Consider the following 18347-nt stretch of genomic DNA (forward strand, 5'->3'; position numbering starts at 1 on the left):
TTCGGTCGCCGGACGCTCGTTCCTCGCGCCGTTTATTGCGGGCGTTAGGCAAGAGGAACATATGAGCGACTGGGACTTTCTGCACGATATGCATAATGAGGGCTTTAGCCCAGAGCAGATAGCGGACGCTGCTGCCTGTGGCTATAACCCTTGGGAGCATGGCGACTGGGATAACATCGAGGAGTTTATTGACGATGAAGCGGGCTGGGATTCTGATAGTGAACCAAAGAACCCAACAACTCTAGAGCTTTGGAAGTTGCTAGATGAACTGGTTGAAACCGCCCGAAATTACTTCGAAGTCACAGGTCGGCATCTGCCAATTTATGGAGAGCTTGGCGAGCTATACGGTGAAGCTAAATACGGAATCAAAAGGCATAAGCCTTATACACGAGGCTCCGATGGAAAATTGGGAAACGATTTCGTCGAAATAAAAACAATTAGCCCATTTAAATCCAATAATGGCGTGCTAGTGAAGAGGGCCGGTAACTTTAGCAAACTTCTTATCGTGAAAATCAGCAAGGACTTCGAGTTTAAGGCAAAAATGCTCGATCGAAAGAGCTTTGGAAAGGGCACTGGCAAACATATAAAGGCTAAGTGGAGTGAATGAAATTGCCTAACAAGTACATGTTGGCGGACTGATTTTCCGCTGCGCTCCAAACCGGCCGCAAATGTAGGCGTTATGCTATCAATCATAAACAACCCCTCAAGGAGGATTATATGAGAAAACTATTAGTTGCCGCATCTTTATGTGTGTTGGTTTCAATGCCTGCTTTAGCGCAAAACCTTAAGGACGCTGTGCCACAGGCCAAAACAAAACTGGAACAGTTTAGCGCCAAAACTGGCGCGGTTATTATTCGGGGGTTTCACAAAATAGGATCAGCTCAGGGTTTATACAGCACCTCAGTCAATATTGAAGCCAAAGAGTTCACGAACGTAACTGATGGCAAAAAACAATACGGAATAACCATTGAATCTTTTAAAGAGGATGGCCGTTACGACAAAAAGCATACATCTTTTATAGATTATGATGAGATTGATTCCCTGATAAAGGGCATTGAATACATTTCCAAAGTAAAGGCCAGTGTAACTAAGCTTGAAGACTTTCAAGCGGATTATTCGACTAGAGGCGACTTGAAAATATCAACATTTAGCTCTGGAGATAAAATTATGGCGGCTGTAACGAGCGGAAATATTGGCGGTGTTGCTACTTACTTTAATATCGAAGATTTAGAAAAAGTCAAAAACCTCATCAAGCAGGCAAAAGCGAAAATCGACGAAATAAAAGCATAACAAACAGCTGCACTGGACTCCGCAAACTGTCGCGCTTTTTGCTTTCGCAAAAACACGCGCCAGCTTGCTCCGCCAGTGAGCTGGGCGTTAGGCGTAAAATAAATCGAGCCTGGCACCAATATCACTCAAAACGCGCAAGGATAGCAGGGTTGCTGGGACAATCAGTGCCTGGGATCGGCCTTTGGGAAGATGCGGCTGCCAGCGGCCAATTTCTTCTCCATCATCGCTCTTCGGTGGTCAGAAGGGCTTAAACCGAGTCTTGACGGCACTCCAGATCAGGGGGATATTTTCGCATAGGCGGTTGGACTTCCTATTCTTGAAGCGGCGATCCGGGCTGATCAAGGCCGTGGCCACTGCGGACATCAAAAAAACAACCCGTGTGAACTGAGAGGTCAATTCCGGATGTCGCCAGGAGGCAGTTTCTGATTTCGCTTGACACTTATTCGGCGTTGTGCATCCAATATCTTGGAGGCCTAATGCGCAACGAACAGCGGTAGTTGACTTCCAAGTAACTTGACTTAAGTTACTGTTTTTATGTGGTTGCGCCCCGCGCATTGGGGAGCTAATGAATAGATCAATACAATTGGAGAACTGCTATGAAGATCAAGAGCATACTTACTGGAATGGCTGTCATATTCGCTTTATTGTCATCAGCAGTACATGCGGCGGATGATTTCTGGGAGCACACGCGGTTAGGTTACACAATTTATTTTTCTGGAGGTTATGCAACCACTCCATTTAACCCGCCGTCTTCTGTCCCCAGAAGGGACGCTGAAATTACAGACGTTTCCTGGGATTGGAATACCATTCCTAACGGCCATACGTCTGAAGAAGTCGAATTGTGTTACCGAAAACAATACTCATCCTCTGATTTTCTTTGTATCGATATATCAGCTGCGTAAAATGACAATTCAGATGCATTTGACGGGTTTAACGCCCGTGGCACTTTCCATTTACGATTTACTTTAGTCGGAGGAGCGTATCCAGCGTATTCAACTATCCGTACAGCGGATACAGTAAGAGTGGATTACAGCTACTGATGTAATACAATATGACAGATTACCCCCTTTGTCATAAGGAGGAAATGCAGCATGAATATCATCACTGGATTTATTAACAGCTCAGCCCAAAGCGCATTGCAGTCGGATACCTCCGTTGCTAATTCCAAGGATATAACGAATTCAGAGAATACAAGCAGCTCCGGCTCTCGGATCAGCAATACTACTAATCCAGCCCTGCAGATTAGCGCCCGAGGTCATTCTATAAGCCTATTGGTGCAAGGCGCGAACGAGTTTTTACGCCAAGAACTTGGGCCCAGTTACCTTCCCATAGCAAGAGGCCAAGCGTTGCTTGACCAAGCCGTTAGCATGGTAACAGCCAATACCGAAATTGGTATAGATGGCCAAGCGTTGAGAAATGCCTTGCAGCAAGAACACAACATTCGTGAAACGATACCAAGACCTAACCCTTCATCTGATAGTGGAAATGTCTTTGATTTTTTATCGGAAAGCGACAGAGAAGCGTTGGAAGCTGCGTATGATTATGCTGTAGAGAACAACCTCGATGCTGATGATGTTGAACTGGCAGCCGGGTTACTTGCCAGTGACCGACGACGCCAAGCCGCTATTGCTTCAGGTACAATCTATTTAGTGCATGAGCCAAGTGAGAATGCAGGCAAGTTTATTCCCCAATCATCAGCTAACTTACCCAATACAGACACTAGCAATCCGCGCCAGTCACTGATTGATCGAGTGACATCCGGCGACCTATTCAGTAAAAATCCGTTTCTCAACCAGGCGTTATTCATCGAAGCGGCGTTTCGCACCCTGCAATTAAAGAATTAAAGGGGTCTGGTTGAAATTATTTTTCCAGGCAAAGAATCAACACACGATCAATCGCCTAACGATGGCATTCAGCCGCGCGCGCGAATAGCGCGCCGGCTGATGCTGGCGTTAGGCCAGAAGCCCAACGTTCATATCTGACGATCAAAAGTCGTCACTTTACAAGAAGGGTTTGAGTTATAGCGACAACCATGTTTTTGAAGAAACGGTAAAATGTCAGGGCGGGAAAGAAAAAATGGATATTGAGTTTGGCCGCTCTTCATTCTATGACGAGGATAGTATTTATCTGAATGTCGATGGCAAATCTGTGATTATGGATCGTGCTACAGCCAAGAAATTTGTGGAAACCGTTCTGGGTGTTGGCCACTATTTCGGTTTTGTCGATTAATCATCGGCGCAAAACCGGTAATTGAGCCTAACAATCACAGTCACGGCGACGTCTACTACATTGCGGCTTCGCCTCCATTTCGCAGCCGCGCGTGCTGTTGGCGTTAAGTTCTTGGGAGTTCCGTGAAGATTCGATACATAAAGCTAGGCGACGGCGGGAAGTGGGAACGCCACTGCATCGAAGAACAGCAGACGCTTAGACTCGGGTACGAAAGCCCACACCATCAGGAATCGTTAAGTGGTGAATGGGATACTGTTCGCAATTTTTGGCTTTCTGCTAGAAATGGAAATCAAGGTGCGGCGAGCCGCGACTTGAATCAGATTCGTGATTTTTATGAGCTTTCAGAATCAGATATCTGGATTACGTTTTACCAGAGAAGGCTGTACTGGTGCCATGCTCATAAAGAAGTTCACGAACTCGAGGATGGCAGTAGAATCAGAAACGTCATAGGCTCCTGGAGTTGTTACGATAAGAAAGGAAGCCCCCTTTCCATCGAGAATATCGATGGCAGAATTACGAAGGTTCAGGGGTATCGTGGCACTATTTGCGGGGTCGAGCTTCCAGAATATCTGCTGAGAAAAATTAACGGCGAAGTTCAGCCTGAAATTCAGTCAACGAAAGAAGCTTTGGCAGCTTTGAAGGTTAATATTGAAAACCTTATCAAAGGGCTGTGGTGGAATGACTTTGAACTACTCATTGACTTGATTTTTTCCCAGTCCGGTTGGCAGCGGATATCAGTGCTAGGAAAGACAGAAAAGGATATCGATCTTGACGTCTTTTCTCCTGTTACGCAGAAGCGCGCGTTCGTCCAGGTAAAGTCCACCACAACAGCGAATCAAATCCAAAGCTACCGCGAAATATTCAACCAACACCATCAGTATGACGAGATGTATTTTGTCTTTCATACCTTTTCAGGAAATCTCGAGAACCTGAACATAGATGATCCAAGGGTTGCTGTGTGGGATATTTCAAGAGTAGCCGATTTAGTAATAAACGCAGGTTTGATAGGTTGGCTGCTTGCGAAGAGAACTTAACAATCGGCTGCACAGCGACCGGTTTTCCGCCGCTGCGCAGCTCCAAACCGGCGCGTGAGCCGGGCGTTAGTTGGACATAGATTGATGTTTTGATGTTGTGACGCTATGATGTCTAAGAGCCTCATTGTTTGGAGAATGTCATGAGCGAGATATCAAAGCGTTCTACGGTTTATTTTGACCCTCAGTTACACGCCGCGCTTCGTCTGAAGGCCGCACATACGCATCGTTCCTTATCAGATATCGTTAACGATGCTGTTCGTGCGGCATTGGCTGAGGATCAGGAAGATTTGGCGGCATTCGAGGAACGGGTTTCCGAACCAACAATGAGTTATGAGGCTTTGCTGGACGATTTGAAGGCTCATGGCAAACTATAAGCTTGTCTTTAAGAAGTCTGTCTCCAAGGATCTTAGGCTAATCCCAAACAAAGATGTTGCCCGTATTCTTCAGTGCATGGAGCAATTGCAGGAGAATCCCCGCCCAGTCGGCAGCGAAAAGCTTTCAGGGCAAGAGCGCTATCGGATCCGACAGGGCTTGTACCGAATCATATATGAAGTGGCAGATGAACTTCTTGTCGTAACGGTGGTGAAGGTTGGCCATCGAAAGCATGTTTATAAGCGAAATCAATAGGGTCAAAGTATTTGATTTTTGTCACCAGGCATTTATATGAATCGAATAAACCCAGCTAAGCTACCTAACAGTAAATGGACGGCGGTGAATCCGGTAAATCGAGAAAAACATTTTCTGGTATCAGACATCGAGTTTGACGAGGATGGCTCGGTGACGTCATGCAAATTGGAAGCAATTATTTCTAAAAAGCGATATTCAATAGACTGGACGGAACTCAAAAACCAGGACAAGTGGATTCAGGGTTGGAAATAGCGATTGGCAGTGAATCAAAAGTGTCAGGCGCCGAAGCTTTTGATTTTAGTGGGGAGTAAAAGGGATGAAAACCAGCGATAGTGGTTCCACCTCTGATTACGCAGAAGAAGCATTTACCTTTGAACAGATTAGCAAGTTATCCGGTGACGTTTTACTTGAGTTTGGTGCCCCATGGTGTGGGCATTGTCAGGCTGCAAGTTCAGCGATAAACGAGGTCGTGAATGAACATTCAGAACTGCGTCATATCAAAATCTATGACGGAAAGGGCAAACGACTGGGGCGTGCGTTTAAGGTAAAGCTTTGGCCTACGTTGATACTGCTGCACGATGGGACTGAAGTGGCTCGTCTCGTGAGGCCATTACGTTCTGACGAGGTTCGCCAATTAATGTTGAAACTCAACTAAAGGCGGCTAACACGTTAAGACATCGGACATAGCCAACTGTACCGCTGCTTAAAACGTTAGGCAGTCTTGACAATGGGTAATCCAATGGATTACCATTTTGTTTCATGCAGACGATCGTAGAGCTACCTGAATTCCTGAAACGTGCATTGGGTCTTCTTAGCGACGAAGAGAAGGTAAGCATTATCAATTATTTGGCTTTCCATCCCCAAATCTGGCGACCTCATGCAGGGCACGGGTGGAATTAGGAAGTTACGATGGTCTGCCCAAGGAAAAGGTAAAAGTGGTGGGGTTCGCATTATTTACTTCTACCACAATGGCACGATGCCGCTGTTTTTATTAACTGTATTCGGCAAAGGTGAAAAAGCGAATCTGAGCAAGTCCGAGCGAAATCAACTTGCAAAATTCACCAGTCTTTTACGTAAGCACTATGGTGGCAATGATGACTAATGCATTTTCAAGTATTAAACAGGGTTTGACTGAGGCGGTAGAGTTTTCTAAAGGCAAGTCCAGTAAAGCCGTGGTACACGAGTTTAGCCCGCTGGATGTAAAGAAGATTCGGACTAAAGTCGGTATGTCACAAAACGAATTTGCGTCGGCGTTCGGTATAAGTGTCAGTACTCTCCGCCACTGGGAACGTGGTGATCGTACCCCGCAAGGACCCGCTCTGGTGCTTTTGAATGTCGTCGCCAAAGAGCCGGAACTTGTGCTTCGTGCCTTGGCATCTTAGCGCTGACAAGGCAATTCACTCCGGCCGCCCCTTAATTCTCATCACTCCCTAATTCGCAAAAAACTGGCAAAACGGGGCACGTCATTTTTTGTGAAACCATGGTACTTATAAGTGATGATACTGCCGATAGGCGGAGGGTTCGCGCGATCAGCATCCGTGAACCCAGTGCCTATAGAAAACTCAATGCCTTGTTGATTCTTTACTCGCAGTGCCCCAAGCATGCCAGTGTATTTGCCTTGACCGGGTAAATGCGCAATGACCTCAGCTTCGTCATCAAAGTAGGGTTTTAACTTCAATAAAGCATCGCTTCTGCTGGAGCGATGCGGCGCCGTTGCTAAATGCAGCATCAAACCTTCCGCACCATTTTCAACCAGCGTTTGCAGGTGTTCACTTAATGCATGGTTGGAGTCAAAACGTTGTTGTTTGACGGCCTGTATATGGTCAGCATTTATCTGTTCGATCAGGCGTGAATAATTGTTATAACGCTGTTCAAAAGGAAGCTCCGCGTCGGGCATATCAAACACCATATAGTTGACTTCACGCCAAAGGTTATCGTCCGGCGTTTGGGTTCGTACAATACCGCTTAAAGAGTCGAAATCCTGCCGTCGTGTCCAGAGCTCTCCATCAAGCCAAACCGCAGGAAGGGGAGCAGTAAACCATTCAGGCGCTGATATTGGGTTGCCTTGCCTGGTGAGCAGTTCTTCGCCTGTCCATATGGCTCGCACACCATCGTATTTTTCACTGACCAAATAGTTGCTAACGTCACTGACATTATCTTGGTTATAAACGTTTGCCAGTTGGACCTGTGGTGGTGTCTCTGCCCCAACGGCGAAAACTTGAATGGTGAAATAGAAAACCGCTAAAAATAAAAGAATCAGTTTTGACATAAATGCATCCTTGCTTGTCAGTTGTTGTGGTTATCACTTGTAGATTGATAATCGGTCGAGAGGTCTTATTGTTCCTGATCACTGTGCTCAATTCCGCAAATTATGAGGAGGGTGGATCAGCAGTTTATATAGATTCTAGAATCGATCCACTCCAATCAAATTTTTCAAACAACAATACCAATATTCATCGTCTCTACAATCCCTTGACGCAAACCCTGACTTTTCGTGGTGAATCGATAGCTTTGGGGAAGTTGTTGATTGCTCTCGAAGAGATTAGATATAAATGCCGTCACCTAGCACTGTCCTAATGTTGACGCTGCATAATAAACCCGGTTAGAACTAAAAGGGCCAACCCCTGAACCTTTTGATTATTCTTGAAATTTATAGTGGAGAATAAAAGAGATGAAAACCAGTGATATTGGTTCTAACTCTGATTACGCAGAAGAAGCATTTACCTTTGAACAAATTAGCGAGTTATCCGGTGAGGTTTTACTTGAGTTTGGTGCGCCCTGGTGTGGAGATTGTCAGGCTGCAAGTTCGGCGATAAAAGAAGTCGTCACTGAACATCCAGGACTACGGCATATTAAAATCTATGACGGAAAGGGCAAACGGCTGGGGCGTGCGTTCAAGGTAAAGCTTTGGCCGACTTTGATACTGCTGCACGATGGTAATGAAGTAGCTCGTTTGGTGAGGCCATTACGTTCTGACGAGGTCCGCCAATTATTTTCTAAAATCAACTAAAAGCTGCGAACAAGTTAAGGTAACGGACGCAATTAACTTCGCCGCTGCTTTGAGTGTTAAATCAGTAGTGGTATCGGAGCTGGGCAAGGAGCAATGCATCATCCGTGACCTTGTAGACCATGCGGTGCTCGTCGTTAATTCGGCGGGACCAGTAACCAGCGAGGCCGTGTTTGAGTGCTTCTGGTTTGCCGATGCCGTCGAAAGGTTGTCTTTTCGTTTCCTTGATCAGCTTGTTGATTCGGTTCAAGATTTTTTTGTCAGTTTTCTGCCAGTACAGATAATCTTCCCAGGCGTTTTCTGAGAAGATGAGTTTCATTCAACAAGATCCTTTTCCTGGCCGCCGCCTTGCTCCAGCTCGGTAACGGATTCCAGCAAACGACGAGCGTTCTTTGGTACGCGCAACAGATATGTAGTTTCTTGCAGTGCCTCATAATCGTCAAGAGAGATCATTACCACGGATTGCGACTTGCTCCGGGTGATAATAACTGGTGAATGGTCTTCACAGACCTGTTCCATAGTTTTTGCTAGGTTGGTTCTAGCGGCTGTGTAGCTGATGGCATCCATAAGAGTGATCCTGTACAATATATCGTTCATGTACAGAATACTGTACTTTAAAAGTTTTATCAATCAATTGCACGACAACTGGTTTTCCGCTTCTTCGCAGCTCCAAACAGACGCGTAAGCTGGGCGTTAGTCTTTCGGTATTCATGAATCATGAAAGAAATGGAAGTCATCTTTCGTAATGCTGCTCTAAAAGTCGTGAATTACCCGAATTGAAGCGCCGCGAGATTGCGAAGATTTTGGTTTCAAATTTGATGGACTACCACTACCCTGAGAGGGCAATCAGCCCTGATATGCTTGAATGCTGTATTTCATAACACTTCTCAAAAAAGCGCGGCATAATATTATGGTGCAGTATCTGGCCGGGTCCTGACCCTAAATCATCTCGCTTTTAACCATTGGAACATCGAATGAAACATATTGGATGGCTGCTTTTAGTCTTGTACAGTTCGAACACGCTGTCTGCGGGCGAAGTTGAAATCCCTTTGCTGGCTGAAACCGCTCATCTGCAGACTGCGATCAGTCGAGCCCTTGAATTCGATGAGAATGGCCAGAGCACAATCAGCAACGACCCATGCAACCGGGTTGAGTTGTCCGATATGGTGGTAGTGACCGAGGAGGCCCAATTGTCTGTGGACATGGCATTGACTGCCACGACCGGTGCCTACGTGCTCGGTGCCTGCCGGGGGCCGAAACCGTGGCAGGGCCGTATTGCATTGAAGCTGACTCCCCAAGTTTTGGCATCGGGACAGGCCATAGAGTTTGTGCCTGATTCAATCGTATTGTCGCGCCCAGATAGTAGCCCCAGCCTTTTGAGCAAACCCGTTCAGCTTATTGCTGATACGCTGGTGCTGCCGCGCATGAAGAGCGTGCAAATTGATCTGGCTGGACCACTGAACAGCCTTGATGGATTGATCGAGCAGATGATGGAGCAAGGGAGTGATCAGATTGATGAGCAATCCCTGATTCGCCGAACCCATATTACCCGCCTCCAAACTGAAGAAACAGGCGTCAGGGCCTGGTTGGCTTTCCAGATTCGTGCTCCTGAACCGGACGATCAAGCGCCTGAGCCAGGTTTGGACGAAAATGAGATAGCTCAATGGCAAACGCTTGAAGATGAGTTAGATGGCTTTCTGACCACTATTATATCGGCGCTTGCCTACTCGACGGAGTCCCGTGCCTTACGTCTTGAATTACTCGCCGTGTTGCTGGACGCGCGACACGCGATTGCCGAGGCGCTGACGGTCGATGATCCCGAATATGATCCGGTTCGAGAGCTTTTCCTGTCGACATGGGATAGCTTGCGGCCATTGATGAGCGAACTTGAACGTCTGAAGACCCCGGGTCTGGATGCTGATTTCAGGCTTGCTACGTTTATAGCGGGAGGTGACGCGTTGCGAGCGCTCGACGCCCTCGGGCCTGAGTATGGTTTTGAAATCACCCGTGACGGGCTGCGCCGGCTTGCCCGCTTGCTGCTGGCCGAAGCAGCGCCGCCGAGTTTTACCCCGTTGCCCCTGGAGGTCGATCCGGAGTTTCGCGATTTGTTTGGATTTAATGCCAAAGACGAAGCCGTATTTACACCAGCAGAATTGACGGGACAAATCTCCAGTGGTTTTGGCCGGGTAGGGGCTTGGCTGTTGTCGGTCGCTCATGCCGACAGCATCTCACCAGCTGAGGCATTAAAGGGCTTATTTCCGCGAAAGGAGAATCTTAATGACTATCTGGAGCTGGTCGACAGCTTACTGCAAGAACAGGCCAGTGCCTGGCTGGCAAAAAATGATGACATTCCGGAGATGATGGCAGAGCGTCTCGATCCCCTGGTTCGTGCCACAGCATGGAAAGAATCGTGCTGGCGACACCTTGTTCGTTCAAGTGACGGACCTCAAGTTTTGCGTTCAGCTGGTGGCGCAGTGGGCATGATGCAGATCAATGGACGGGTCTGGCGGAATGTCTACGATCTTGAGCGTCTCGTTGATGAGGTCGACTACAATGTGAACGCCGGCATCGACATTCTGACCCATTACATGATGGATTATGCGATCCGGAAAGGCGAGCACGAGCAGCCCGGCGGTGAAGACAATTTGGTAAAGGCAACCTACGCCGCTTATAACGGCGGTCCGGGACACTTGGCACGATATCGTCGCGAAGACACCGCCGCCAGCTTGCAGGCCATCGACAATGCGTTCTGGAAACACTACACGACCATCAAAGACGATAAATGGCCGGATATCTCAAGCTGTTATTCTGTCGGTGGTTAACGATCAGATAGCCTTGATAGTGTTCAAATACACTGGTCAGGGTCAGCAAACTTGATTTAGTTTGATTCCGTAAACTGATGTAATAATCTAACTAAAGTCTTATCGCTACAAGGATGTAACGACATGGCAAGGCTTACCCGATTGGTACTACCTGACCAGCCTCCGTTGATCTCACGCAATGTATAGAAAGTTCGCTACCGGAGCTGTCTTAGGCTCTCATCAATTAAGCGACGTCGCTTATTCAGCTACTTTGCTGTTTAGAGCGAAAGAATCCTGTCAAGAAGAGGTATAAACCGCTACCGGCGAGCCCTATTAGTCCGATTCCACCTAACAGAACAAGGATATCACCGAGCGTTTTTCCAAAACTGTAGCCGCCATGCAGGGATAACATCATATTTGCCAGTTGTGTCGGTGTTTCGGACAAATGCAAATCCTCTACATGCACGACGTCGTTACAGGAAGCATGGACAAAAATTCTGCCATCGCCTTCAAGCTTATTACCATCTCCCATTGCTCTGTAGGTCAGCAGATATGGCCCGTTTTCACGGTTTGGTAGGAAGAAAAAAGCCAGATTACGTTCAGGAAACACACGTTTACCAGAGGCCTGGGCTTGACCCACATTGATAATGCCATCACATGTCTGTTCAAACTCGCTTGTTGTCGGTGGTTCATGTGTTGGTGCTACAAGCAGTGGCTCAAACCAGCCGGGTTTGGCCGTTGCAATTCCACTAATGGAAAAAAATAGAATCAACAGTGACAGCCAAACCCCGACAAGTCCATGCAGAGAAAGCACTATGCGTTTCAGGTTGCCCCGAAATGATATTGTCGACGCCTTACGCCAGACACTGCCTTGTCTGGGCCACCAGATATAGAGACCGGAAAGGCACATGACAATCAACAGCAGCGCTATCACACAAACAAAGAGAATACCGGCCTCTCCCAGCAGTAGAGAGTGATGAAATTCAACCAATTCATGACCAAAAGTATGTCGAAGCAAAAAATCGCCTTTATATGCCGCTGTCCAAGGATCGACACTGAGCATAAGCAGTTGATCGACAGAATCAGTTCCTGCCGGCAGGCCAAATACGATGGCTGTCTCCACTTTATCGATTCGAGTATGTGGCATCAGTACGCCCATAGTCTTAAAGGAACTGCCGTAGCCATCTGTGGCTGAATCAATCAAGGTTTCGGCGGTGGCATATTCTGACTTTGCTGATGGTGGAGATGCACGCAGCATCTCTCCATGTTGCAGCAGAAACAGCTCTCCCATGAATGCCAACATCGTGCCTGATAAAGCGATCAATAAAATAAACAGTGACGAAACAGCGCCTAGCCAGCGGTGTAACCAGGCAATTAATTTACGCATATTCATCAATAGTCCAGTTGTAATCCAACCATAAATAGCCTTGGCTGAAGCTGAACTTCTGTTTCCAGGGCAGGATTGCTGTTGGCGGAACGGGCCACCGGCTTGTCGTTATCAAAAATATTTTTGACGGTACCGAAAACGCGCAGGTGTTTAAATTGCCACGAAAGCTGAGCATCGACCACTACATAGGGATCAGTTTTACCTCGTGGTCGATTGTTAACATCTGAGTAGTAAGCATCCGAATAGTGTGCAACGGTGCTGGCACTAAAGTCTTTATTTTTCCATGTCAGACCACTGTTTGCGGTTACGTTAGGTGCTGTCTGTAAGTCGTTTCCTTCGACTCCAGAATCAGAAAATTTGGTAATTTCTGTTTCAAGCAAACCGACGTTGCCAAACCAGTCTAGCTTTTCGGTAACGGCCACATTCAGCCCTAGTTCGGCCCCCCAGGTTTTCACGCGGTCGGCATTGCGAACAATAAAGGCTTCGTCCTGGGAGTTATCCGGAGTCAGATCAAAAGGCAGTTGCATGTCATCGTACTCAGAAAAAAAGATGTTCTGTGTAGTACTTATGCGGCCTTCAGAAAATTCCTGGCGTCCATAAAGTTCATAGGTCCAGACATATTCAGCGTCATAGTCAAAATTCACGACAGGAAAAGCGGCCAAGGTGACACCGCTACCACCAGCGTTGTAGCCTCTGGATACCATAGCGCCAAAACTGGTATTGTCGGTCGGTCGCCAATTAATACCGAATTTGGGCATAAAGGCTTCATAGGTTTCATCAGATGCAACCTGTATCAACATTCCGGTGGCATCACCACCAACGCGCTGACGTTCTTCTCTCTCGTAACGAAAACCGAGTGATAAGTCGATATTCTCACTCAAAGGAATCACGCCTTCAGTGTAAGTCGCGAATGTGTCTGTCTCATCATCGAAAGTCGAATTACCCAGTTCAATAAACTCATCTTGACGGGCACGGTAAAAATACAGACCGACCACACCTTTCAGACCATTATCAGCTTGGTAGCGTAAACGAGGTTCAATTACATATTCGCTTGTTTCGATACGGGCATTTGTTGTGTTGGGAACGGCCTTGCGAAGAAAGGTTAAATCGGTATAGGAACTGATTAACTCAAGGTCAAAATTATCGCTTAATGGCATAGACATGTCAGCCACGAAACTTGTTGTTCTTGGTTGATGTACCGGTTGTTGGGGAAAGTTGGATACGAGCTCATCAAACGGTCTGGCAATAATTTCACCGTTAGGACCTTCAAAATCGGAATGTGATGCCGTTAGTAATAAGCGTGCATCCGGATCTTTTGTTGGTTGAAACAACATTTTTGCTCTTAGTGATAGGGCATCCATCTGACCCGGATCGCTTACCCCGGGGTAGGACTGATAATTCACGGCACTCTCGCGTTCATATCCATCAGCGACCAGTCGAAAAGCGAGTACATCGTCCAAAACAGGAATATTCAACATGGCAGATCTTCGCCGTTGATGATCATTGCCAAAAGCGTATTGAGCTGCCGCTTTCACATCAAATAACGGATCCTTGGTTTTAACCACCATTGTGCCAGCAATCGCGTTACGTCCAACCAGTGTGCTTTGAGGGCCTCGTAAGATCTCGATACGTTCTACATCGAATAAGCTCATATCAGAAAAGGCGATTTCATTATAACTGGCAGGACGGCCATCAATTTGCCAGCTCAACCGTGAACGGCTTCCGGCAAAAAAGGCGATAGCATTTTCAGCCGGACCGGTGCCGTCAATGCCTCGAATCGTCGGGGCTTTACCGGTCCCAGTCACCATTGATACATTCGGAGTAACATCAAGCACATCTCGTAACGTGACTAAGCCAGCCTGATTCTGCAACTGATCTTCAGAATAAATGGCCGTGCTGTGGCCAGATTCGCTTAGCGGTCGTTCGATCATTTCCGTTGTCACCACAAATTTATCAAGTTGTGTAACGTTCGTAGAGGGCGATGTTGAAGTTATTTCTTCACTATAAGCAGCCAGTGGATATAGAGCGACATTCACCAAAATGGGCAACGAATACCCCGCATACCAAAATTTACGCATTACAGCTCCTTTTTAGAGTGACTAAAACAGTAGTTATGCATTGCTACCGTAATTGAGATTGATTATCATTACGATGTTTATACATTTCCAAAGTGGCGGCTGCTACTCCATTTCGGGACTAATTAATCCAAAAGTACCAATAAGATGCGAATGGTGAGGTGGGGCAATGGGGGATTTAAAACAGGATGAGCTTGATTTTCATCAGCGACTAGCTCAGCCAGGAATTACATCGAAACTTGTCATTTTTCATCCTGATGGCAATGCAAGACTTGCTCATGCGCGCTTTGAGGCCAGCGAAGGTGAATACCAGTCAGCCCCCCATTTAATGATTAATCTCTGCACCGCTTATGTTGGTCGTATGAGCCGACGTGGTACAGGACCTAATCTAGAGGGGGTGCTGAGACCGGGGTCGGTAGCCATCGCCTTACCTGACACTCAGGCCGAGGGGTACTGGTCAAAAACGGAAATGCTGGGACTGGCTATCGATTTGTCAGCCTATCATGATCAAGTGGGAGATCCATTCTCAATCGATCGGCTTATTCCTGCTGCATCGACAATACATCGTGATCCTTTGCTTACATCTGTATTGACTGCATTGTGGCGTGATTGCGAATTTCATGGCATGTCTTCGGCTTTTTTTGATGAAGGTCTCGGCGTTGTGTTACGGCGACTTGCTGAATTCCAGAGCTATATAACCACGGCGGTGCGATCTCCTGATCCGTTATCGGGTATTGCCTTACATACAACACTGGATCTAATCGAGAGTCGCCTAGCGAGTGATGTGAGTGTGGCCGAGTTGGCATGCCATGTTGGGATGGATGTTAGAACATTTTCCGGCGCATTTAAGGCTGCCTTAGGCTGTGCTCCCTATGCCTATTTGACTCAGAAACGTATGGACTATGCACAGGATCTGTTGATGACAGCCATACCTATTACTGAGATCGCCTTTAGCGTTGGTTATAGTAATCCCAGTAAGTTTTCAGCTGCCTTTCGCAAATTCACCGGTAAAACTCCCAGTGAGTGGCGCAAGAGTGGGATTTAGGACATGAAATTTTTTATTAAGAACCTCTCCACATCTAGTTGATCACATTCTGAAATCAAGAGTTTAAGGGCAGCAAACTTGATTTAGTTTGATTCCATAAACTATTGTAATAAGGTAACTAAAATCTTATTGCTACAAGGATGTAACGACATGGCAATACTTTGCCGATTTGTGTTAAATGATTCTAGATGCTGTCGTCACGAGATTTATTATAATTGCTCTCAAATCAATCTGGGCGAGGTATTTTCGATGGTGGAGCGCGCGACGACATGACATTTCGGATGCAACCTGGGCACTGCTGGAGCCGCACCTCCCGGGACAGCGCGGCCAATGGGGCGGCATTGCGCACAACAACCGGCAGTTCATTGACGCGGTGTTCTGGATACTGCGCACGGGAGCGCCCTGGCGAGACCTGCCCGCCAGTTACGGAGATTGGAAGAACACCCACCGGCACTTCTGTCGCTGGCGAGATCGGGGGGTATGGGAGGTGCTGCTGGAATGCCTAATTGATGAGCCCGACTATGAGTGGCTGATGATTGATGCCAGTCACTGCAAGGTTCATCCTCATGCGGCGGGCGCACGAGGCGGCAATCAGGGGATGAGCCGCACAAAAGGGGGCTCAACACAAAGGTACACCTGGCCGTGGATGCGCATGGTATGCCGGTCCGAATTATTGCTACAGAGGCTACCCGAGCGGATTGCTCTCAAGCTGACGCATTGATTGATGGCCTTGAGGCACAGCACTTGATTGCCGACAAGGGTTACGACAGCGATGCCATTGTTGAGAAAGCAAAAAACCGGGGGATGCAAGCGGTCATCCCGCCGCGAAAGAACAGGAAGACGCAACGTGAATACGACAGACATCTCTACCGGCAGCGCCACCTGGTTGAAAATGCCTTTCTGCATCTCAAGCGTTGGCGCGGCATTGCGACGCGCTATGCCAAGAATCTGGCGTCCTTTTTGGCTGCCGTGCAGATCAGATGCTTGGTGCTCTGGCTCAATATTTCGTGACGACACTATCTAGTCAAGACATTGGGGTAAAGCTAACAATCAGCCAATATTCCCCCTTTGATGCTAAAAGTTTTTCCTACAGCCAGACGTTTAAGATTAAGAAGAAAAGAAGGTGTTATGAGTTTAAAAGGAAGTTGTTTGTGCGGTGGTATCCGCTACGAGATTGATGGTGAGCAGAGCCCAGCTATGTTTTGTCACTGCAGCAAATGTCGGAAGTCTAATGGATCCGCTTTCGCATTAAATGCTCCAGTTAAATCGTCTGATTTCAATTTGGTGGCAGGGAAGCATCTTTTACGAAGTTATGCATCCTCAGAAGATGCCAAGCGTTTTTTTTGTGACACATGTGGTTCGCCACTATACAGTCAGCGTATGTCTATGCCGAAAATTCTGCGGCTTCGAGTGGGGACTTTGGATGATGACATCGCAATAGAAAAGGCATGCCATATTTTTGTGGCGAGTAAAGCAGCATGGGATGACATTCATGATGATTTACCTCAATTTGCAGAACGCCCCAAATAAAACAGCTAACAAGGTCAGCCACTGCGACGTCTACTGCATTGCGGCTTGGTCTGCATTTCCTGGCCGCGCTTGCTAAGGGTGTTTCACTCTCGAGGATATATGGAAATTGAGATAGATTTACAAAAAGAAGATTGGAAGCTTTATCAGGCATATATTGAAAAAGAGCTCCCAAAACACCACAAGACCTGGGTGGACAGTTTTTGGGTAAACCTGTTGGTCTGGATGGTTATCGCCATTGTCTTTATGGTTGTGTTTCAACAAATCAAGCATTTTCATTGGCCGACCGCAATTTCTGTTGCCGTATTCTTCGTTCTAATATCAGCCTTATTCTTCTTCAATATGCTCAAAATACGTAAAGCATTTGAGCCTCTTGAAAGTGGCGTATTTTGCGGGAGTCATAAGTTTATATTTTCCAGCGAAGGTATAGTTTCCGAGGGCAATGGATATAAAGGCTATCATTCCCGGGAGATAGTTAAAAAAATAGAACGCACCTCTTCTGGGTTAATATTGATTTATTTGGATAGTGTTTATGCTTATGTGTTTCCAGAAATAAAACTTGATAATCCAGATGAATTTTATCAATACATATCAGAACAATATTCGAATGTAACAAGTCAGTCCAGCCGACCTGCTTCATCGACGACAGACTGATGCGTTAGGCTGCTCAAGGGGGTCACATGGAAGCACCAAGACTTGCATCCCAGTTGCGGTGTCCCAATGGTGTTGAAGCGCCAGAAGTTGCGAAGAGGATGAATGACGCAAACCGTGTTCTCAACCATAAATGCATTGACCTTCTGCAACTAAGGGCATCCGATTCATTGTTGGAAATTGGCCCAGGGAATGGAGCGTTTGTAGTCGATATCATTAATGCAGCAGACAATATCTCCTATACAGGGCTCGATTGGTCTCCTGAGATGGTGGCTGAGGCTCAACGCCTCAATGTGCACTTGGTAGAACAGGAACGTGCGAATTTTCTACAGGGGAGCTCTGAGCAGATTCTCTTTGAAGCGAATTCATTCGATAAAGTGATGGCAGTCCACACCCTGTATTTTTTGGAAAATCCCGGTGATCACCTTATGGAGATTCGGCGGGTAATGAAACCGGGCGGTCAATTTTGTATTGCCTATGGAGACCGTTCCTTTATGAAGGATCTTCCATTCGTGCCGTACGGCTTTAATCTCTATGATGAGACGGAAGCCCTTGCTCTACTGCGCTCTTCCGGCTTCCAAACAATAAACACTTTTCAGCACAACGAAAGTGGGCTGAGTAATACAGGAGCCCATGTGAACAAAGTCATTAATATTATCGTATGCAATGCCTAA

24 protein-coding genes are annotated in these 18347 nt (G+C 46.9%); 19 read left to right on the forward strand and 5 right to left on the reverse strand.

The annotated features are described in order from the left end of the window. Positions 1-61: 61 nt before the first annotated feature. The 12 genes from Q7A_RS04425 to nadS all read left to right on the forward strand — a co-directional run bounded on the left by Q7A_RS04425 (position 62) and on the right by nadS (position 6562). Positions 62-607, forward strand: a complete 546-nt coding sequence (locus Q7A_RS04425) for a hypothetical protein (protein ID WP_014706130.1) — start codon at positions 62-64, stop codon at positions 605-607. Between the two features lie 110 nt (positions 608-717). Beyond that, positions 718-1290, forward strand: a complete 573-nt coding sequence (locus Q7A_RS04430) for a hypothetical protein (protein WP_014706131.1) — start codon at positions 718-720, stop codon at positions 1288-1290. Between the two features lie 596 nt (positions 1291-1886). Then, positions 1887-2192 carry a hypothetical protein gene (locus Q7A_RS04435; protein WP_041354369.1) on the forward strand — a complete coding sequence of 102 codons (306 nt, stop codon included), beginning with the start codon at positions 1887-1889 and terminating at the stop codon, positions 2190-2192. A 189-nt stretch (positions 2193-2381) separates the two neighbouring features. Next, a complete protein-coding gene (locus tag Q7A_RS04440) occupies positions 2382-3134 on the forward strand; it encodes a hypothetical protein (RefSeq protein WP_014706132.1) in 753 nt (250 codons plus the stop codon). Between the two features lie 232 nt (positions 3135-3366). Next, entirely contained in the window at positions 3367-3519 is a 153-nt protein-coding gene (locus tag Q7A_RS15165) for a hypothetical protein (RefSeq protein WP_014706133.1), read from the forward strand. Between the two features lie 122 nt (positions 3520-3641). Next, a complete protein-coding gene (locus Q7A_RS04445; RefSeq protein WP_014706134.1) occupies positions 3642-4553 on the forward strand; it encodes a restriction endonuclease in 912 nt (303 codons plus the stop codon). Positions 4554-4693: 140 nt separating this feature from the next. Next, positions 4694-4927: a hypothetical protein gene (locus Q7A_RS04450; protein ID WP_014706135.1), complete on the forward strand. Its 234-nt coding sequence runs from the start codon at positions 4694-4696 to the stop codon at positions 4925-4927. Beyond that, on the forward strand, positions 4914-5180 hold the full coding sequence (locus Q7A_RS04455) for a type II toxin-antitoxin system RelE family toxin (protein WP_041354373.1): 267 nt from the start codon (positions 4914-4916) through the stop codon (positions 5178-5180). Before Q7A_RS04450 ends, Q7A_RS04455 begins: the two co-directional genes overlap by 14 nt. Positions 5181-5216: 36 nt before the next feature. Continuing rightward, a complete protein-coding gene (locus Q7A_RS04460; protein WP_041354375.1) occupies positions 5217-5432 on the forward strand; it encodes a TIGR02450 family Trp-rich protein in 216 nt (71 codons plus the stop codon). A 64-nt stretch (positions 5433-5496) separates the two neighbouring features. Further along, positions 5497-5835 (forward strand): thioredoxin family protein, encoded by a 339-nt coding sequence (locus tag Q7A_RS04465; RefSeq protein WP_014706136.1) that lies wholly within the window; start codon positions 5497-5499, stop codon positions 5833-5835. A 222-nt stretch (positions 5836-6057) separates the two neighbouring features. Then, positions 6058-6282: a type II toxin-antitoxin system RelE/ParE family toxin gene (locus Q7A_RS04470; RefSeq protein WP_202971552.1), complete on the forward strand. Its 225-nt coding sequence runs from the start codon at positions 6058-6060 to the stop codon at positions 6280-6282. Continuing rightward, positions 6272-6562 carry a NadS family protein gene (gene nadS, locus Q7A_RS04475; RefSeq protein WP_202971553.1) on the forward strand — a complete coding sequence of 97 codons (291 nt, stop codon included), beginning with the start codon at positions 6272-6274 and terminating at the stop codon, positions 6560-6562. Before Q7A_RS04470 ends, nadS begins: the two co-directional genes overlap by 11 nt. Before the next feature lie 41 nt (positions 6563-6603). Here the strand turns inward: nadS and Q7A_RS04480 are convergent, their stop codons facing one another. Then, positions 6604-7449, reverse strand: coding sequence for a DNA ligase (locus tag Q7A_RS04480; RefSeq protein ID WP_014706139.1), 846 nt, complete (start codon positions 7447-7449; stop codon positions 6604-6606). 402 nt (positions 7450-7851) lie between these two features. On the opposite strand from Q7A_RS04480, the gene Q7A_RS04485 reads away from it, so the two are divergent. Beyond that, on the forward strand, positions 7852-8190 hold the full coding sequence (locus Q7A_RS04485) for a thioredoxin family protein (protein ID WP_014706140.1): 339 nt from the start codon (positions 7852-7854) through the stop codon (positions 8188-8190). Positions 8191-8251: 61 nt separating this feature from the next. On the opposite strand, the gene Q7A_RS04490 is transcribed toward Q7A_RS04485, so the two are convergent. Both Q7A_RS04490 and Q7A_RS04495 read right to left on the reverse strand, forming a co-directional pair. Then, positions 8252-8506, reverse strand: a complete 255-nt coding sequence (locus tag Q7A_RS04490) for a Txe/YoeB family addiction module toxin (RefSeq protein ID WP_014706141.1) — start codon at positions 8504-8506, stop codon at positions 8252-8254. Beyond that, positions 8503-8754, reverse strand: coding sequence for a type II toxin-antitoxin system Phd/YefM family antitoxin (locus tag Q7A_RS04495; protein WP_014706142.1), 252 nt, complete (start codon positions 8752-8754; stop codon positions 8503-8505). Before Q7A_RS04495 ends, Q7A_RS04490 begins: the two co-directional genes overlap by 4 nt. Positions 8755-9161: 407 nt before the next feature. Here Q7A_RS04495 and Q7A_RS04500 point away from each other — a divergent pair, with 407 nt between their 5' ends. Next, positions 9162-11009: a lytic transglycosylase domain-containing protein gene (locus Q7A_RS04500; protein ID WP_014706143.1), complete on the forward strand. Its 1848-nt coding sequence runs from the start codon at positions 9162-9164 to the stop codon at positions 11007-11009. Positions 11010-11250: 241 nt separating this feature from the next. Here the strand turns inward: Q7A_RS04500 and Q7A_RS04505 are convergent, their stop codons facing one another. Continuing rightward, positions 11251-12381, reverse strand: coding sequence for a PepSY-associated TM helix domain-containing protein (locus tag Q7A_RS04505; protein ID WP_014706144.1), 1131 nt, complete (start codon positions 12379-12381; stop codon positions 11251-11253). Then, positions 12381-14453, reverse strand: a complete 2073-nt coding sequence (locus Q7A_RS04510; RefSeq protein WP_014706145.1) for a TonB-dependent receptor — start codon at positions 14451-14453, stop codon at positions 12381-12383. Before Q7A_RS04510 ends, Q7A_RS04505 begins: the two co-directional genes overlap by 1 nt. Positions 14454-14619: 166 nt before the next feature. Here Q7A_RS04510 and Q7A_RS04515 point away from each other — a divergent pair, with 166 nt between their 5' ends. From Q7A_RS04515 to Q7A_RS04535, 5 genes are all read left to right on the forward strand, one after another. After that, complete coding sequence (locus tag Q7A_RS04515) at positions 14620-15495, forward strand: helix-turn-helix domain-containing protein (protein WP_014706146.1); 876 nt, start codon at positions 14620-14622, stop codon at positions 15493-15495. A 229-nt stretch (positions 15496-15724) separates the two neighbouring features. Continuing rightward, positions 15725-16506 (forward strand): IS5 family transposase gene (locus Q7A_RS04520; protein ID WP_089418560.1). Its coding sequence is split into 2 segments (ribosomal slippage): positions 15725-16115 and positions 16115-16506, totalling 783 coding nucleotides; the frame shifts between segments, so codons are not numbered across the junction. 117 nt (positions 16507-16623) lie between these two features. Continuing rightward, the gene (locus tag Q7A_RS04525) at positions 16624-17025 is read left to right on the forward strand and encodes a GFA family protein (RefSeq protein WP_041354377.1); all 402 of its coding nucleotides are present in this window, start codon (positions 16624-16626) and stop codon (positions 17023-17025) included. A 99-nt stretch (positions 17026-17124) separates the two neighbouring features. Next, positions 17125-17676, forward strand: a complete 552-nt coding sequence (locus Q7A_RS04530) for a hypothetical protein (RefSeq protein ID WP_014706150.1) — start codon at positions 17125-17127, stop codon at positions 17674-17676. A 26-nt stretch (positions 17677-17702) separates the two neighbouring features. Continuing rightward, on the forward strand, positions 17703-18347 hold the full coding sequence (locus tag Q7A_RS04535; protein WP_014706151.1) for a class I SAM-dependent methyltransferase: 645 nt from the start codon (positions 17703-17705) through the stop codon (positions 18345-18347).

The sequence above is a fragment of the Methylophaga nitratireducenticrescens genome (assembly GCF_000260985.4).
In the GTDB taxonomy this organism is placed as follows: Bacteria; Pseudomonadota; Gammaproteobacteria; order Nitrosococcales; family Methylophagaceae; genus Methylophaga; species Methylophaga nitratireducenticrescens.

Coding starts and splice junctions, on each gene's coding strand:
- Q7A_RS04425 (WP_014706130.1), top strand. CDS start 62: ATGAGCGACTGGGACTTTCTGCACGATATGCATAATGAGGGCTTTAGC.
- Q7A_RS04430 (WP_014706131.1), top strand. CDS start 718: ATGAGAAAACTATTAGTTGCCGCATCTTTATGTGTGTTGGTTTCAATG.
- Q7A_RS04435 (WP_041354369.1), top strand. CDS start 1,887: ATGAAGATCAAGAGCATACTTACTGGAATGGCTGTCATATTCGCTTTA.
- Q7A_RS04440 (WP_014706132.1), top strand. CDS start 2,382: ATGAATATCATCACTGGATTTATTAACAGCTCAGCCCAAAGCGCATTG.
- Q7A_RS15165 (WP_014706133.1), top strand. CDS start 3,367: ATGGATATTGAGTTTGGCCGCTCTTCATTCTATGACGAGGATAGTATT.
- Q7A_RS04450 (WP_014706135.1), top strand. CDS start 4,694: ATGAGCGAGATATCAAAGCGTTCTACGGTTTATTTTGACCCTCAGTTA.
- Q7A_RS04455 (WP_041354373.1), top strand. CDS start 4,914: ATGGCAAACTATAAGCTTGTCTTTAAGAAGTCTGTCTCCAAGGATCTT.
- Q7A_RS04460 (WP_041354375.1), top strand. CDS start 5,217: ATGAATCGAATAAACCCAGCTAAGCTACCTAACAGTAAATGGACGGCG.
- Q7A_RS04465 (WP_014706136.1), top strand. CDS start 5,497: ATGAAAACCAGCGATAGTGGTTCCACCTCTGATTACGCAGAAGAAGCA.
- Q7A_RS04470 (WP_202971552.1), top strand. CDS start 6,058: ATGCAGGGCACGGGTGGAATTAGGAAGTTACGATGGTCTGCCCAAGGA.
- nadS (WP_202971553.1), top strand. CDS start 6,272: ATGATGACTAATGCATTTTCAAGTATTAAACAGGGTTTGACTGAGGCG.
- Q7A_RS04480 (WP_014706139.1), bottom strand. CDS start 7,449: ATGTCAAAACTGATTCTTTTATTTTTAGCGGTTTTCTATTTCACCATT.
- Q7A_RS04485 (WP_014706140.1), top strand. CDS start 7,852: ATGAAAACCAGTGATATTGGTTCTAACTCTGATTACGCAGAAGAAGCA.
- Q7A_RS04490 (WP_014706141.1), bottom strand. CDS start 8,506: ATGAAACTCATCTTCTCAGAAAACGCCTGGGAAGATTATCTGTACTGG.
- Q7A_RS04495 (WP_014706142.1), bottom strand. CDS start 8,754: ATGGATGCCATCAGCTACACAGCCGCTAGAACCAACCTAGCAAAAACT.
- Q7A_RS04500 (WP_014706143.1), top strand. CDS start 9,162: ATGAAACATATTGGATGGCTGCTTTTAGTCTTGTACAGTTCGAACACG.
- Q7A_RS04505 (WP_014706144.1), bottom strand. CDS start 12,381: ATGAATATGCGTAAATTAATTGCCTGGTTACACCGCTGGCTAGGCGCT.
- Q7A_RS04510 (WP_014706145.1), bottom strand. CDS start 14,453: ATGCGTAAATTTTGGTATGCGGGGTATTCGTTGCCCATTTTGGTGAAT.
- Q7A_RS04515 (WP_014706146.1), top strand. CDS start 14,620: ATGGGGGATTTAAAACAGGATGAGCTTGATTTTCATCAGCGACTAGCT.
- Q7A_RS04525 (WP_041354377.1), top strand. CDS start 16,624: ATGAGTTTAAAAGGAAGTTGTTTGTGCGGTGGTATCCGCTACGAGATT.
- Q7A_RS04530 (WP_014706150.1), top strand. CDS start 17,125: ATGGAAATTGAGATAGATTTACAAAAAGAAGATTGGAAGCTTTATCAG.
- Q7A_RS04535 (WP_014706151.1), top strand. CDS start 17,703: ATGGAAGCACCAAGACTTGCATCCCAGTTGCGGTGTCCCAATGGTGTT.